This window comes from Comamonas sp. DB36 (assembly GCF_057914905.1).
Map to the genome: position 1 here is coordinate 61430 of NZ_CP196632.1, position 14945 is coordinate 76374.

The window sequence follows — 14945 nt, forward strand, 5'->3', positions numbered from 1 at the left end:
CAGTCCGATCGTCGCGCGTGCGCGTAGAAGATAAACCGGTTGCAGGCAAAAATCGGCGTTGCCGGGCGATTTTTTCAAAGCGTGGCGTGCCCGCCATGAAAAAAGCCCCATGGCCTGGGCCATGGGGCAAAGCGCAATGAAATTAAACCGCTGATCTATCAGAACGCGTGGCGAATGCCCACTTCCGCGCCGGTGGACTTGCCGCCGGCGGCCAGGCCGGGTGCGCCGCCGACCAGGCTGAAGTTGGCGCCGTTCTTGTTGCGGATGTAGGAAGCGGTGGTGTACACGGCCGTGCGCTTGGACAGGTTGTGGATATAGCCTATCGAGTACTTGTCGGCGTCGGCGCGGTTGAACGCTGCGTTGCCGCGGCGCGAGTCCGTGCGCACATACGAGCCGCTGATCTGGTGCGCGCCCAGCGGTGCGGTAAAGCCCAGCAGAACGCGGTCTTCGCTGCCTGCCGTGGCCGTGCCGTAGGTGCCGAACGGCAGCTCCTCGCGCTGGTAGAAGCCCATCAGGCGCACCACGCCCAGATCGTAGGCCGCGCCCACGCCGGTCTGCTTGAGCTTGTCGCCCGCGGCGTTGACGAAGGTCGTGCCGTAGGACAGCGAAAGATTGAGCGGGCCGTTGTCATAGACCAGGCGCGCCGCGGCATGGCGGCCGGCCTTGGTGGTGACGCTTTCGTCGGGCGCGTACATCAGCTCCAGCTGCGCGCCACCCATCACCGGCGTGAAATACTGCATGGCGTTGTCGTGGCGGTAGTACGAGGCAAAGGTGCCGGGCATGCGGCTGGTGACATTGGAGCCCGCAACGCCGACCACGCCGAACGGATCGAACTTGACGACGTTCTGGCTCGCGGGAGAGAAGTCGCGGCCCAGGCGCAGTTCACCGAAATTGCCCATCAGGCTCACGGTGGAGCGGCGCTGGAAGAACTTGCCGGTGGGGCTGGTGTTGCCGGTGTCGGCCAGCACGTCGGATTCCAGCCAGAAGCCGGCCTTGAGGCCGCCGCCGAGGTCTTCGACACCGCGAAAGCCCAGTCGACCGGTGGACAGGCCGCCGCTGTTCATCGTCACATTGCTGGACAGGTCGCTGTTCTTCACATAGCGCACGTTGGCGTCCACGATACCGAACACGGTGACCGATGACTGGGCATAGGCACCGGCGCTGACGAAAATGGCTGCCAGTGCAGCTGCATGGGTGGGGCGAAGTTTCATTCCGAATCCTTGGGTTTTCAAGATGATTAATAGATGCATGAAGACATCAGCCGCAATCCTAGGCAGCAACTGCAGGAAAAATGCGCGCTGATCCCTATCCGCCCACCCAGCGCTAGCCATATGGCCGAATGGCGCTGCATACCGTAAAGAGAAAGCGACGGCAGGCATATCTTTGCGTGGCGAAACGATGAGTGAAACGCCTGTGAAAAAAGTGACAAAAAATTAATAATGATGTCATTTTGGATTTTTCGGCCCGACGGTAGACTGTGCGCGTAAAGCACCAATATCAAGCGTGTGCTTGGTTTTACCGAACATGCCATGAGACGAGACAATATCCGACTGAGAGCACTGGCAAGAGCCGGTGATTTAGAGGCAAGAATAAAGCTGGGGGGCTTCTATCTGCAAGGTGTGCTGGATTTTCCCAGAAACATCAAACTCGCTCTTGAATATCTTTCCACGCCCGCACTGAAGTTCAGGAACGATGTGGCGGTGCTGATTTGTTCGCATCTGGATATCCTGGAGCTCATTGAACACTCGCAGGTTGAAAATCTCAGAAAGGCCGCGGCCTTGGATGGTTGCGCGCGCATCAAGCTCATCACGCTGCTGATCATCCGCAAGAATCTGGACGAGCTTGCATTCTGGCGGGGCAGAAATGATGGCCTTCTTTGCAAAGACATCCAGAAAGTGCTGGCCCAACGCGCCGATCAGGACCTGGCCCAGGCATTGTTGCGAATTTCCGAAAAATACAATATTCCTTGCCTGGACATCATCGCGGCCGAAGCCGGCGCGGCGCTGAGTGAAGGCGACTACGGCAGGGCGGAGCAGGCATTGGGCCTGGTCGCGCCCGATGCGCAAGGCATTCCCGATGCCATCCATGAAGCGATCGCAAGAATAGTCTCGATTGCCGAGGAGAGCGGGCGCAAGCTGGAAAAGATCCCGTCGACCTTGATCGAGGCCAGTCTGGAGCACTCTGCAGCTGCCAGCGACAAACATTCCTGTTACCTGCTCGGCCGCATGCTCGCCGGTCTCAAGACGGAGTTCATCGAGACCTCGCAGCGCTCGCGCTCCATCAACCTGCGCAAGGCCATCGCCCTGCTGCTCAAGGCCGCGGACAACGGGCGCGCGCAAGCCTGGATGGACCTGTTCTATCTGTGCTCGGATTACCGCAGCTCCGTGGGCAACCCGTCGATGGCGCGTTTCTTTCTCGAAAAGGCCGCGGCTTCGGGGATTGCCGAAGCCAAGCGGCGGCTTGGCGCGCTGACGCTCAAGGAAGCCAAAACCATAGAGCACATGGAAAAAGGCCTGTCCCTTCTGTATGAGTCGAGCATCCACGGCGACAGCATTGCCAACGGCATCATCAAGACGCTGGTGCTGGAGGTCAACGGCTGTGAGGAAGAGGCCAACTCCGGCATCGAGGAGGTGCAGCAGATCGCGCCCCTGCTCGCCACCCGGCTGCGCCTGGCGCGGCACTTCGGCCTGACCAAGCTCGAAGCCCTATCGATCAACCCCTCGACTGCGATTCGCCCCTGGGGACTGGTGGTGCAGCGCAATCTCCATATCAAGAAGGGCAATCTGTCCGAGCCCAGGGCCGTGCCCGCGGCCAGCAGAAAGGCGCTGGAGACCATTCGCAATGCAGCCATGGAGTTTGCTCCGCACGGCGAGATTGCTGACTTGCTCGAAGGCTCGCTGCGCGCCAGGGCATTGAAGCAAAGACGGATCTTTCAGAAAGTCAAGCTGCAGGAAAATCTTTTCTTCTCGCAGGCAAATTCAACGCAGCGTGATGCCTTGAGAATTGGCACGCGTTGGGCCCAGCACCAGAAGAAATTTCTTGATCAGGCATTGGCCTGAAATCAGGGTTTCACAGGAATGGAATATGGAAATTCTCATTGTTGATAGCGACGGGGATTTTGCGCGGCGACTAAAAACAAAACTGTTGGGCATGGGCAGAAAAGCAGATCTGTTTGAATGCTGCAAGCGTGCCGGTGAGCCTGCCCTGGAGCGAAACTACAGTCTTCTGATTGTCAATGTCGAAAAGGTCGGCGATGAGTGCTCTCGATTCATTGAAAGCTTCAACAAAGCCAGGAGTACTCCGGTTATCGTTGTTTCGAGAAATGCAGAAATGGAAACCAAGATTCATCATTTCAAGATTGGGGCGGTCGACTATGTGGTCAAGCCAGTGGACTTCGAGGAATTCCTGGCGCGCGTGGATCTGCAACTGCGCAAAAGGACGCTGCATTCGGATGTCACGTCAAAACTCGTTTTTGACGATCTGACAATACACCTGTCCAGCGGCTGTGTGGAGCGCGCCGGCAGGTCCATCAATCTGACGCAACAGGAATTTGCAACCTTGCTTTATCTCGCGCGTCACCAGGGGAAGACGGTCAGCAGGCAGAAGCTGTTCGAGAATGTCTGGGGCAGCAAGAATTTGCACCAGGCGAATCTGGTGAATGTGGCCATAGGGCGTTTGCGCAGAAAGATAGACCACTCTTTCGAGAAGAAGTTTCTGCATACCGTGCATGGCATAGGCTATGTCGCCGAATATCGGGACTGAGCGGGGGAGACAGGCGAATCGATTGGCATGCAGGATGCAGGCGCCGGGTGACGCGGCGCAGCGCGCGCGCCGTGGCCTGGATCTTGCGTGACATGGCGCGCCGTTGTCCGGCGCCGCGCATTATGGCGCCATATCGGTGCTGCGCATGTCCCGCCCATGGCAGCAACCGAGCCGATAAGTGCTTAGGCTGGATCCGCCGCGCAGACAACGGCACGCGATTTCCCTCCAAAAGCCCATAAAGGTGTCTCCATGAACCATGTCACTTCTTCCACCCCGCCCAGCTGGCGCCTGACCGCAACGCTCACGGCCTCATTGCTGATGCTTTCTGCCTGCGGCGGCAGTGACAATGCGGACAACGCCAGCGCCGAGTCCGCCTGCGCCGTGGTCAGCTCCACCGGCTCGGTGGTCGTAGGCTCCGGCCTGCCGGGGGACCCCGCGGCGCCGGAACCGGCATCGGGCTATCGCCTGGGCAAGACCGCGGTGCATGCCAAGCAGTACATGGTGTCCACGGCCAATCCGCTGGCATCGCGCGCGGGCTGCGAAGTGCTGAAATCAGGCGGCTCGGCCGTGGATGCCGCGGTGGCGGTGCAGATGGTGCTGGGCCTGGTGGAGCCGCAATCGTCGGGCCTGGGCGGCGGCGCGTTCATGCTGCACTACGATGCCACGAAGAAGAAAGTCCAGGCCTATGACGGCCGCGAAACCGCGCCCGCAGCCGCGACCGAGAATTACCTGCGCTGGGTCAGCAATGCCGACCGCACGCTGCCCCAGCCCGGCGGCGCGCGTGCCAGCGGCCGCTCCATAGGCACGCCCGGCGCCGTGCGCATGCTGGAGCTCGCGCACCAGGACCATGGCAAGCTTGCATGGAACGGGCTGTTCAGCTCCGCGGAGCAGCTGGCTTCCGACGGCTTCCCCATCAGCGGCCGCATGGCCAGCGCCATTGCCGGTGCGACCGCCGGCCTGTCGCGCGATCCCGAGGCCGTGGCCTACTTCTTCAATGCCGACGGCAGCCCCAAGGCCCTGGGCACGACCATCAAGAATCCGGCCTACGCCACCACGCTCAGGACCATTGCCGCGGGCGGCGCCGATGCGTTCTATACCGGGGCGGTGGCGCAGGGCATAGTCAACAAGATCAAGGCCTCGAGCGGGGGCACGCCCGCTGTGGCCATCACGCCCGGCCTGACCGAGCTCAGCGATCTCGCCAACTACCAGGCCAAGCGCCGCGAGCCGGTCTGCACCACCTATCGCGCGTACTGGGTCTGCGGCATGTCGCCACCGTCGTCGGGCGGCATTGCAGTTGCCTCGGCGCTGGGCATTCTGGAGAACTTCGACCTGGCAAGCCACAAGCCCACGGCCATCGACATCGAAGGCGGCAAGCCCTCGGTGATGGGCGTGCATCTGGTCAGCGAAGCCGAGCGCCTGGCCTATGCCGACCGCGACAAGTACGTGGCCGACACCGACTTCGTGTCGCTGCCCGGCGGCTCCCCGGCCATGATGCTGGACAAGACCTATCTGCGCAATCGCGCGGCGCTGATCAGCACCACCAAGAGCATGGGCACGGCCAGCGCTGGCGACTTCGGCACGCCGGCAGCGGGCGTGACGCCGCTCAACGAGCGCGGCACCACGCACTTCACCATTGTCGACAAGCAGGGCAATTCGGTGGTCATGACCACCACGGTGGAGGCGGGCATGGGTTCGTTCCACATGACCCAGGGCTTCTTGCTGAACAACCAGCTCACCGACTTCTCGGCCACGCCCACGGACAGCACCGGAGCCCCTGTGGCCAACCGCGTCGAGCCCGGCAAGCGTCCGCGCAGCTCGATGGCCCCTACGCTGGTGTTCCACAAGGCTGCGGACGGCAGCATGGGTGACTTCCTGATGGGCACGGGCTCCCCCGGCGGCGGCACCATCATCCAGTATGTGGTCAAGACCGTGGTCGGTGCACTGGACTGGGGCCTGGATGCGCAGCAGGCCACTTCGCTGGTGGATTTCGGTGCCAGCAACAGCGCCACCACTTCGCTGGGAGGCGAGCATCCGGCGATCAACACCGCCAACAATGGCGCCGATGACCCGCTGATCACCGGCCTGCGGGCGCTGGGCCACACGGTCTCCACCAGTGCGCAGTCCAGCGGCATCAGCACCATCATGCGCGTGCAGCGCAATGGCCAGAGCGTGCTGCAGGGCGGCGCCGACCCGCGCCGCGAAGGCGTGGTGCTGGGCGACACCTACCAGCCCTGATCGCCGCCGCAGCGATCAGAACTGAAAACGCCGGCCGCGAGAAGATCGCAGCCGGCGTTTTTTCCAGGCGTTCAACGAGCGCTCACCAGCGCACGCCAAACGCGCTCTCGAGTTCCGCGACCTGGGCCGGCGTGAGCGCGGCAGGGCGGGGCGCGAGCATCAGCCACAGCCGCGCGGTCTCCTCGAGTTCTTCCAGCGCATGGCTGGCGCGCGTCACGCTGTCGGCCCAGACCACGGGGCCCAGGCGTTCGAGCAGCACGCCGCGGACTTCGCCGGCGATCGCCGCCACCTGTTCTGCAACCGTTGCCGCACCGGGGCGCGCATAGGCAATCAAGGGCACGCGGCCGATCTTCATCACCTGGTAGGGCGTGATCGGTGGCAGCACCGCGTCGGGCGCGGCGACGCCGGCCAGCGTCAGCGCGACCAGGTGCGTGGAGTGGGTGTGCAGCACACAGCGCGCCTGGGCGTTGCGTTCGTAGATGCCGCGGTGCAGGGCCAGTGTCTTCGACGGCTTGTCGCCCGAGATCCATTCGTTGTCGGCATTGACCTTGGCCAGGCGCGCGGGGTCGAGCTTGCCTAGGCAGGCGTCGGTGGGCGTGATCAGCCAGCCGTCGGAAAGGCGCGCGCTGATGTTGCCCGCGGTGCCGGTGGTGTAGCCGCGCGCATGCAGGCTGGCGCCGACTGCGCAGATCTCTTCGCGCAGCCGCGCTTCATCGGTCTGCGCTGTCATGCCGCAGCCCCGTCGAGGTGCTTGAGCGCCTTGTCGAAGAAGTCTTCGCTGCCGAAGTTGCCCGACTTGAGCACCACGGCCAGCGGTTGGTCGTCGCCCAGCGACTGGGTTTCGGGCACGCCCGGATCGATCTGCCGGCCTATGCGCAGCGCCTGCAGTTCCAGCGCCTGGATCACCGCGCCCGAAGTCTCGCCGCCGGCGACCACGAAGCGCCGCGTGCCTGCGGCGCGCAGCCGCGCAGCCACCTGGCCCAGCGCCTGCTCGATCAGCGCGCCGGCGCGCGCCACGCCCAGTTCGGCCTGCACGCGGCGCACTTCGTCGGGGCTGCTGGTCGCGTAGATCAGCGCGGTCTCGCCCACGCCGGCCAGGGCCAGCGCGGCGGCCACCACATCTTCGCCGCGCGCCAGCGCCAGCGGGTCTATGCGGTAGGCGGGGCGGCCGCTGCGCAGCCAGGCCGCGACCTGGCCGTTGGTGGCAGTGGAGGCGCTGCCAGACAGCACGACGGCCGGGCCATCTATGCGCGGCAACTGGGCGGCGTCGCTGTCGCGCAGCTTGCCCAGGCGGCGGAAGTTCGCGGGCAGGCCCTGGGCCACGCCCGAGCCGCCGGTGACGAGCCGGGCGTCGGCGCAGGCTTCGCCCAGCGTCACCAGATCGGCGTCGCTGATCGCATCGGCGACGGCCAGGCGCACGCCCTGGGTGCGCAGCGCGGCAATGCGCTCGCGCACGCTGGCCGCGCCCTGGGCCACGGCGCCCTGGGCGATCAGGCCGACCTTGGCCTGGCTTTGCGACTGCAGCACGCGCACCAGATCGGGGTCGCGCATGGGCGTGAGCGGGTGGTTTTCCATGCCCGATTCATTGAGCAGGCGCTGGTTGACGAACAGGTGGCCCTGGTAGACGGTGCGGCCCGCGCCGGGGAAGGCCGGACAGGCAATGGCGAAGTCCGTGCCCAGCGCCTGCTGCAGCGCTTCGGCTACGGGGCCGATGTTGCCTTCGGCCGTCGAGTCGAAGGTAGAGCAGTACTTGAAGAAGAACTGGGTGCAGCCCTGGGCCTGCAGCCAGCGCAGCGCCTGCAGGCTCTGGGCCACGGCCTGCTCCACGGCAGCGGTGCGCGACTTGAGCGCGATCACGATGGCGTCGGCGTCCAGCGACGCGGCCAGCCCGGCCGATGGCACGCCTATGGTCTGCACCGTGCGCATGCCGCCGCGCACAAGGATGTTGGCCAGGTCGGTGGCGCCGGTGAAATCGTCGGCGATGCAACCCAGCAAGGGAGGAAGCTTGTTCATAGGTCTGGAGGAAGTGTGAATAAATGGTACGCGACTTCACAAATTTGAACAACCAAGGGGAATCCCTGTGATTTTGTGTGATGTTTTGTGAATAATAGAGCCCAGCGCTGCCCTCACTGCAATGGACCACCTATGAATTTTGAACTGCTGTTCGCCGACCAACCCGAGCGCAAAGTGCGCTACACCCTCACTGGCGCCAAGGGCGGCTTTGCGCGCACGCTGCTGGCGCAGACGCGACTGATCCCGCGGCTGATCCCGGCCGCGCTGTGCGACCTCGATGTTCCGGGCCTGCGTGCGCTGTGTGAAGAATTGGGATATCCCGCAAGCCAGCTGCGCGAATGCCTGAGCGCCGCCGACATCGCCGCGCTGCCCGCCGACGCGATTGCCCTGGTCGCCGACGCCGGCCTGCTGCGCGAAGTGGCGCACGATATCCTGGTCGAAGCCACGGGCAATCCCAAGGTCGGTTTCCGCGCGGCCTGCGAAGCCATTGAAGCCGGCCGCCATGTGGCCATGGTCAGCAAGGAAGTCGATACCGTTGCCGGCGTGACCATGTCGCGCCTGGCCGCGGCCAAGGGCGTGGTCTACACCACGGCCGACGGCGACCAGCCGGCCAATCTGATCGGCTGGGTCAGCTGGGCGCGCACGCTGGGCCTGGAGATCGTTGCCGCTGGCAAGTCGGGCGAGTACGACCTGGTGTTCGATCCGCGCAGCGGCCAGGTGCGCCAGCTCGACGAGACCCGCGCGATTCCCGAAATGGCCGAACTGCTGACGCTGGGCGACGACATTCCCGCGACGCTGGCCGCGCGCCGCGCCGCGCTCAAGGGCTGGAAGACCAGCGCCACCGCCGACTACTGCGAGATGGCCGTGGTCGCATCGAACACCGGCCTGGTGGCCGATGTCGAGGCCATGCACTACCCCGTGGCGCGCACTGCCGAACTGGCCGACATCTACGCGCTGCGCGAAGACGGCGGCATTCTGCACAAGCCCGGCGTGATCGACGTGTTCAACGTGCTGCGCCTGCCCGACGAGGCGAGCTTTGGCGGCGGCGTGTTTGTCATCGTGCGCACCGGCGACGGCCCCACCTGGCAGCTGCTGGCGCAAAAGGGCCATGTGGTCAGCCGCAACGGCCGCTACGCCTGCATGTACCTGCCGTATCACTTCATGGGCGTGGAAACGCCGATCACGCTGCTCAACGCCGTGCTGCATGGCCGCGCCTCGGGCAGCGACCGTCCGGCCCAGCACGCGATTCTCGCGGGCCGCGCCATCGAGACCATTCCCGCCGGCACGGTGCTGCGCATGGGCGGCCACCACCACGACGTGACCGGCGTCGCTCCCGTGCTGCTGGCGCGCGAGCAGGCACCGGCCGGTGTGGCGCCGCTGTACCTGGCCGCGCACGCCACGACGGCGCGCGCGATCCGCGCGGGCGAACTGATCACCCTGGACGACATCGCGGGCGACGATCCTGCGCTGCGCGCCGCCTGGCTTGCCGGGCTGCAAGACTGAAGTCCGCCAAGGGAGCAGGCAATGAACGATCTCATCGACCACGCCAGCGGCCGCGCCGCGGGGCTGATTCCCGAGCAGCGCCGCGAGATGATAGTGCGGCAGCTGCGCCAGCACCAGGTGCTGAGCGTGCACCAGCTCACGGAACTGCTGGGCTGCTCGCATATGACGGTGCGCCGCGATGTCGCCGCGCTCGAGGAAAAGGGCCGGGTCTACGCGATTGCGGGCGGGGTGCGCATTGCCAGCCACCAGATCGTCGAGCCCAGCCACCAGGCAAAATCGGTCACCGAGCAGGCGGAAAAGCGCGGCATCGCGGCCCAGGTCGCGCGCCTGCTCAAGCCGGGAATGACGGTTTATCTCGACGCCGGCACGACCACCGCCGGCCTGATTCCGCAGATCATCGCGCTGGCCGACATGACGGTGATCACCAACGATTTCCATGTCGCGCTGGCGCTGGGCGAGGCGCCGCATGTGACGGTGCTGCACACCGGCGGCGTGCTCGACCACCGCAACGGCTCGAGCATAGGCCCGCTGGCCGCGGCCACGCTGCGCCAGCTGGTGGCCGATATCGCGTTTCTTTCGGCCAGCGCCTGGGATCTGGAGCGCGGCGTGACCACGCCCTCGGCGCCCAAGGTCGAAGTCAAGCGCGCGGCGATGGCGATTGCCTCGCAGCGCGTGCTGCTGGCGACCAGCGCGAAATACGGCACCTACGGCACCTACCGCGTTGCCGGCCTCGACGAGTTCGATCTCGTGGTCACCGACGACACGCTGTCGGAAGCCGCGGTGCAGCGCCTGCGCGAGACCGGGCTGGAGCTGGAAGTCGCGTCCGCCTTGCCGGCCACGGCCGCGCCGCCGCACTGAGTATTTTCATTAAAAAGTTGGAGACAAAGCCATGGCTTTCCGAATCAAGTTTTCCGCGCTGGCCGTTGCCGCGCTGTGCACCGTGCCGCTGCTGGCGGCGGCCCAGCCCAACTGGCCGAGCAAGCCCGTGACCATCGTCGTTGCCTATCCCGCGGGCGGCGCGGCCGACATGCTCGCGCGCCTGGTCGCGCCCAAGATGGCGACGGTGCTGGGCCAGTCGGTGGTGATAGAGAACCGCGGCGGCGCCGCGGGCCAGATCGGCGCCGGCTATGTGGCCCAGGCCAAGCCCGACGGCTACACCCTCCTGGTCGACGGCGGCGGCTACGCGATCAATCCCACGCTGTTCCCCAAGCTGCCCTACGACCCGGCCAAGGCGTTCACGCCGCTGGGCATCCTGGGCGTGTTTCCGCTGGTGCTGACGGTTTCGCCCAACTACAGCGCCAAGACCACGGCCGAGCTGGTGCAGACCGCGCGCTCGGCGCCGGACGCGGTGTCGTATGCCTCGCCCGGCACGGGCTCGACCCAGCATCTGGCCACCGAGCAGTTCCTGCAGCAGGCCAAGGCCAAGATGGTGCACATTCCCTACAAGGGCGGCAGCCCGGCCATGGCCGACGTGATGGGCGGCCATGTGCCGGTCTATGTCGCCAACATCGGCTCCTCGCTGTCCAACATCAAGGCCAACAAGCTGCGCCCGCTGGCCGTGATGGCCGCGCGCCGCTCGGCCCTGCTGCCCGATGTGCCTACGCTGGCCGAGGCCGGCGTGCCCAATGCCGAAGCCTATGAATGGAACGGCATGTTCATGCCCGCCGGTGTGCCGCCCGCGGTTGCGGCCAAGCTGGCCGAAGCACTCAAGGTCGCGCTCGACGCGCCCGACGTGAAGGAGCGCATCACCAGCGTGGGCGGCGAGCCGTTCACCGGCAGCAATGCCGAAGTCAGGAAGTTCATCGACCTGCAGACCCAGCGCATGGGCAAGGTGATGCGCGACGGGAACATCAAGGCCGAATAAGCCCGCACAGTCGGGCGGTCCGAGACGGGAAATATGCCAAAGTCGCGGTGCTGGCGCTGGAGAGCGGCGCCGCGGACATCGGCTTTCTGCGCACGCCGGGAACGACTGCGCCCCGGCTGCGGTTCGAGACGCTGCTGCGCGAGCCCATCTGCGTGGCGCTGCCCGCGGGCCACCGGCTGGCGGGCAGCGCGCAGATCGAACTGGCGCTGCTCAAGGACGAAGCCTTTGTCGCCTCGCCGCGGCCGCTGGGCCCGGGCTTTCACGATCAGCTGATCGCGCTGTGCCAGGCCGCGGGCTTTGTGCCGCGCGTGGTGCAGCAGGCGCGGCAGATGCAGACGCTGATCGCGCTGGTCGCCAGCGGCTTTGGCCTGGCGCTGCTGCCGGCATCGCTGGCGAGCGGCACCCAGCACGATGTGGTGTTCCGCCCGATTGCCGTCGATGCGCCCGCAGCGCTGCGCCGGCTGGACCTGCTGATGGCCTGGAATCCCGGCCAGCCGTCGGCGATACGCGACCGGTTGATCGCTGAAATCCGCGGCGCTTTTGCACCCGGCGGTGATTGAGACGCCAGACGTCTTGTTTGGCGACAGGAACGGTATTTTACGAACGCCGGCGCGGCGGCTACGCTGCGGCAGCACCCGCGTTCCATACCGTGACGCCGGGGTTGCTGCACTTCAATGCGTATAGCCATGCCGGTCGCTATCTATGTTTTCTCCCTGTGTACCTTTGCCTTCGGGCTGTCCGAGTTCGTGGTGGCCGGCCTGGTCTCGGCCATTGCCGTCGATCTTGAAAGCCAGATCGCCGCGGTCGGCACCGCCATTGCCGCCTACGCGCTGGGCGCGTCGATAGGCGCGCCGTTCATCACCGCGCTGCTCGCGCACTGGAAGGACAGGAGCATCCTGCTGCTGGCCATGGCGGTGCTGGCCGCGGGCAGCGTGCTGATGGCGGCTGCGCCCAATCTTGCCCTGCTGCTGGCGGTGCGCTTTGTCGTCGGCCTGGGCCACGGCGTGTTCATGGCCGTGGCCTCGGACGCGGCGACCCAGCTGGTGCCGCCGGCGCGCTCGGGGCGCGCGCTGTCCGTGGTGTGGCTGGGGCTGACGCTGGCGCTGGCCGTGGGCGTGCCCCTGGGCACCTTTCTCGGCAGCCTCTGGTCGTGGCGCGCGATCTTCCTGGCCATAGGCGGGCTGAGCCTGGCGGGCATGCTGGGCCTGCGGTTTTTCATGCACAGCCAGGCCAAGGGCGGCGGGCCGGCCGGCGCCTGGCAAGGCATACGCGCCATCACGCAGCCGCAGCTGCTGACCACGGCCGGCATTGGCGCGCTGGTGAGCGTGGCGACCTTTGCTTTCTTCACCTTTGTCTCGCCCTATCTGCTGCAGGTCACCGCCGTCGATGTGCGCTGGTTGAGTCTGGCCATGCTGCTGTTCGGCCTGTGCTCGGTGCTCGGCAATCTACTGGGCGGGCGGCTGGCGGACCGGGCGGACGCAGCCCGCAGCACGCTGGCGGCACTGGCCGGGCTGGCGCTGAATCTGGCGGCGCTCTACCTGCTGCGCGGCTTTGCGCCGGCCATGCTGGTGCTGGTGGGCAGCCTGGGGGTGTTCTTCTTTGCCATCGTGACCCTGCTGACCATGCGCCTGCTGCAGCAGGCCCGGCGCCATATCCCGCAGTTCACGGCGGTGGCCGCGGGCCTGAACATCGCGTCGTTCAATCTGGGCGCGGCGCTGGGCGGGGTGCTGGGCAGCTTCACTATCGCCTGGGCCAGCCTGGCGCATGTCCCGCTGGTCGGGGCGCTGGCGGCAGTCCTGGGCGCAGCCGTGCTGGGTCTGCAAGCCAGAGGTAGGCGCAGCCAGGAGATTTCCGCGCGCTGAGGCACAGTTCGGGCGCGGCCTGGTGATGTCGGGCCATGCCGCTGCTGAAACTCGATATACTTGAGAATAGTTCTTATTAATCGGGCCTTCTCTTGTCGACCGCTCCCATGCCTGCCGACGAAGTCTCAGCGGCCGCTGAGCTCTTCATTGACCATCAACCCTGGCTGCTGGCTAGACTGCGCAGGCGCTTGCAGAATGCCGCGGATGCCGAGGATGTGAGTTCCGAGACTTTCGTGCGGCTGCTGGGCTCGCGCCGGCTGCTGTTGCTCGATGAGCCGCGTGCCTTTCTCACGGCCATCGCCAAGAATATCCTCGTCGACCTCTGGCGCCGCAGAGACCTGGAGCAGATGTGGGTCGAGACCCTGGCCGCCATGCCCGAGGAACTCGCGCCTTCACCCGAGGAGCGCGCCTTGCTGCAAGAGTCGCTGGCCAGCATCGCCAAAGCCTTGGAAAGCTTGTCTTCCCACGCGCGCTGCGCTTTTCTGCTGAGTCAGCTCGATGGCCTGGCCTACGCCGAGATTGCCGCGCAGATCGGCAAGTCCGAGCGCATGGTCAGGCGCTATGTAGCCGATGGCCTGCGCTGCTGCCTGCTGGCGGTGCAAGACTGATGGCGCGCTCTTCCGCGCTGGATGCGATTTCCGAGGCGGCGATCGAGTGGATGGTCGAACTGCGCTCGGGTACAGCCGGCGCAGCCGAACGTGCGGCATTCGAGCAATGGCTGCTGACGGATAGCCGTCACCGACAAGCCTGGCTGCGGCTGGGCGGCGCGCTCGAGGCCACCTTTGGCGCGACTTCGGCGGACAAGGCCACGACGACCGGGCCGCGCGCGCCTGCGGTGCACGCTACCCTGCGCAAAGCCGATGGACTGCCTGACCGCCGCAGAATGCTGCGTGGCGCATTGGGCGTCGCGGGCCTGGGGCTGGGCAGCGCATGGCTGGCCGAGCGTAGCGGCATGTTGCCCGATTGGCGTGCCGACCTGCACACGGCCACGCGCGAGCGACGCAGTTTCGAGCTCGCGGATGGCAGCCGCCTGCAACTCGATGCGCGTTCCTCGGTGGACGTGCGTTTCAGCGCGGGACTGCGTCTTGTCCATCTGCGCCAAGGCCAGTTGCTGGCCACGGTGCAAGCCGGGGTGTCCGCGCCCTTTGTGGTGCGCAGTCCGCACGGCAGCATGCAGGCATTGGGCTCGCGGATCATGATGAAGCTGGCCGATGAGCGTACGTTTGCGCTGGCCCTGGAAGGCGAGGCCGGGTTGACCACAGGCAGCGATGCCCAGCCGCTGTCGCAGCTTCTGTCGCAAGGCCAGTCCGCGTGGTTCGATGGACGCGCTTTCTCTGAGCTGAGCCGCCAGACCCTGCCCGATGCGGCGGCGGCCTGGGAGCGCGGGGAGATTCATGCTTATGACCAGCCCTTGGGCGAAGTGCTGGCGAGCTTGAGGCCCTACCGGCGCGGCTTGATCCGCGTTTCACCCGGCGCGGCCCAACTGCGCGTCACGGGCGTGTTTGCGCTTGACGACACGGATGCGGCGCTCGAGTCCCTGGCGCAGACGCTGCCCATCGACATTCACCGGCATTCGGGCGGGTGGCTGGTTCGGGTGGATACGAGCACCTGAGCCAGCGCAAAAAATTCGGCCAAACCATGGCCGCTTTTTTGCTCTCGTCCGACAAACAGTGGAAAGGTCGGAATTTCTCCGGCTCTGCAGTTTC

The 14945-nt window shown here is 65.8% G+C and carries 13 protein-coding genes; 10 read left to right on the plus strand and 3 right to left on the minus strand.

Going from position 1 to position 14945, the window contains the following annotated elements; translation table 11 throughout:
- Positions 1-158 precede the first annotated feature (158 nt).
- Positions 159-1211: a porin gene (locus ACSVDO_RS21280; RefSeq protein WP_489596988.1), complete on the minus strand. Its 1053-nt coding sequence runs from the start codon at positions 1209-1211 to the stop codon at positions 159-161.
- A gap of 318 nt (positions 1212-1529) precedes the next feature.
- Between ACSVDO_RS21280 and ACSVDO_RS21285 the strand changes: the two genes are divergently transcribed.
- The 3 genes from ACSVDO_RS21285 to ACSVDO_RS21295 all read left to right on the plus strand — a co-directional run bounded on the left by ACSVDO_RS21285 (position 1530) and on the right by ACSVDO_RS21295 (position 5997).
- A complete protein-coding gene (locus tag ACSVDO_RS21285) occupies positions 1530-3059 on the plus strand; it encodes an SEL1-like repeat protein (protein ID WP_489596989.1) in 1530 nt (509 codons plus the stop codon).
- Between the two features lie 25 nt (positions 3060-3084).
- Positions 3085-3762 (plus strand): winged helix-turn-helix domain-containing protein, encoded by a 678-nt coding sequence (locus ACSVDO_RS21290; RefSeq protein ID WP_489596991.1) that lies wholly within the window; start codon positions 3085-3087, stop codon positions 3760-3762.
- Between the two features lie 249 nt (positions 3763-4011).
- A complete protein-coding gene (locus tag ACSVDO_RS21295; protein ID WP_489596992.1) occupies positions 4012-5997 on the plus strand; it encodes a gamma-glutamyltransferase family protein in 1986 nt (661 codons plus the stop codon).
- A gap of 82 nt (positions 5998-6079) precedes the next feature.
- Here ACSVDO_RS21295 and otnC read toward each other — a convergent pair whose 3' ends face one another.
- Together otnC and otnK are read right to left on the minus strand one after the other, a co-directional pair.
- Entirely contained in the window at positions 6080-6727 is a 648-nt protein-coding gene (gene otnC / locus ACSVDO_RS21300; protein ID WP_489596994.1) for a 3-oxo-tetronate 4-phosphate decarboxylase, read from the minus strand.
- Positions 6724-8010, minus strand: a complete 1287-nt coding sequence (otnK, locus tag ACSVDO_RS21305) for a 3-oxo-tetronate kinase (RefSeq protein ID WP_489596995.1) — start codon at positions 8008-8010, stop codon at positions 6724-6726. The genes otnC and otnK overlap by 4 nt, the downstream gene beginning before the upstream one ends.
- A gap of 132 nt (positions 8011-8142) precedes the next feature.
- Here otnK and ACSVDO_RS21310 point away from each other — a divergent pair, with 132 nt between their 5' ends.
- The 7 genes from ACSVDO_RS21310 to ACSVDO_RS21340 all read left to right on the plus strand — a co-directional run bounded on the left by ACSVDO_RS21310 (position 8143) and on the right by ACSVDO_RS21340 (position 14851).
- Positions 8143-9513: a homoserine dehydrogenase gene (locus tag ACSVDO_RS21310; protein ID WP_489596997.1), complete on the plus strand. Its 1371-nt coding sequence runs from the start codon at positions 8143-8145 to the stop codon at positions 9511-9513.
- A 21-nt stretch (positions 9514-9534) separates the two neighbouring features.
- A complete protein-coding gene (locus ACSVDO_RS21315) occupies positions 9535-10371 on the plus strand; it encodes a DeoR/GlpR family DNA-binding transcription regulator (RefSeq protein ID WP_332534117.1) in 837 nt (278 codons plus the stop codon).
- A gap of 31 nt (positions 10372-10402) precedes the next feature.
- The gene (locus tag ACSVDO_RS21320; protein WP_489596999.1) at positions 10403-11377 is read left to right on the plus strand and encodes a Bug family tripartite tricarboxylate transporter substrate binding protein; all 975 of its coding nucleotides are present in this window, start codon (positions 10403-10405) and stop codon (positions 11375-11377) included.
- A 47-nt stretch (positions 11378-11424) separates the two neighbouring features.
- Positions 11425-11937, plus strand: coding sequence for a LysR family substrate-binding domain-containing protein (locus ACSVDO_RS21325; RefSeq protein ID WP_489597000.1), 513 nt, complete (start codon positions 11425-11427; stop codon positions 11935-11937).
- A 126-nt stretch (positions 11938-12063) separates the two neighbouring features.
- Positions 12064-13239 carry an MFS transporter gene (locus ACSVDO_RS21330; RefSeq protein WP_489597001.1) on the plus strand — a complete coding sequence of 392 codons (1176 nt, stop codon included), beginning with the start codon at positions 12064-12066 and terminating at the stop codon, positions 13237-13239.
- Between the two features lie 107 nt (positions 13240-13346).
- Positions 13347-13847 (plus strand): sigma-70 family RNA polymerase sigma factor, encoded by a 501-nt coding sequence (locus tag ACSVDO_RS21335; protein WP_489597003.1) that lies wholly within the window; start codon positions 13347-13349, stop codon positions 13845-13847.
- Positions 13847-14851, plus strand: coding sequence for a FecR domain-containing protein (locus tag ACSVDO_RS21340; RefSeq protein ID WP_489597005.1), 1005 nt, complete (start codon positions 13847-13849; stop codon positions 14849-14851). The genes ACSVDO_RS21335 and ACSVDO_RS21340 overlap by 1 nt, the downstream gene beginning before the upstream one ends.
- Positions 14852-14945: the final 94 nt, after the last annotated feature.

What these genes read in the sequence shown, in the direction of transcription:
- ACSVDO_RS21295 (WP_489596992.1), top strand. Translation starts at nt 4,012, where the DNA reads ATGAACCATGTCACTTCTTCCACCCCGCCCAGCTGGCGCCTGACCGCA.
- ACSVDO_RS21330 (WP_489597001.1), top strand. Translation starts at nt 12,064, where the DNA reads ATGCCGGTCGCTATCTATGTTTTCTCCCTGTGTACCTTTGCCTTCGGG.
- ACSVDO_RS21315 (WP_332534117.1), top strand. Translation starts at nt 9,535, where the DNA reads ATGAACGATCTCATCGACCACGCCAGCGGCCGCGCCGCGGGGCTGATT.
- otnK (WP_489596995.1), bottom strand. Translation starts at nt 8,010, where the DNA reads ATGAACAAGCTTCCTCCCTTGCTGGGTTGCATCGCCGACGATTTCACC.
- ACSVDO_RS21280 (WP_489596988.1), bottom strand. Translation starts at nt 1,211, where the DNA reads ATGAAACTTCGCCCCACCCATGCAGCTGCACTGGCAGCCATTTTCGTC.
- ACSVDO_RS21320 (WP_489596999.1), top strand. Translation starts at nt 10,403, where the DNA reads ATGGCTTTCCGAATCAAGTTTTCCGCGCTGGCCGTTGCCGCGCTGTGC.
- ACSVDO_RS21290 (WP_489596991.1), top strand. Translation starts at nt 3,085, where the DNA reads ATGGAAATTCTCATTGTTGATAGCGACGGGGATTTTGCGCGGCGACTA.
- ACSVDO_RS21340 (WP_489597005.1), top strand. Translation starts at nt 13,847, where the DNA reads ATGGCGCGCTCTTCCGCGCTGGATGCGATTTCCGAGGCGGCGATCGAG.
- ACSVDO_RS21285 (WP_489596989.1), top strand. Translation starts at nt 1,530, where the DNA reads ATGAGACGAGACAATATCCGACTGAGAGCACTGGCAAGAGCCGGTGAT.
- ACSVDO_RS21335 (WP_489597003.1), top strand. Translation starts at nt 13,347, where the DNA reads ATGCCTGCCGACGAAGTCTCAGCGGCCGCTGAGCTCTTCATTGACCAT.
- otnC (WP_489596994.1), bottom strand. Translation starts at nt 6,727, where the DNA reads ATGACAGCGCAGACCGATGAAGCGCGGCTGCGCGAAGAGATCTGCGCA.
- ACSVDO_RS21310 (WP_489596997.1), top strand. Translation starts at nt 8,143, where the DNA reads ATGAATTTTGAACTGCTGTTCGCCGACCAACCCGAGCGCAAAGTGCGC.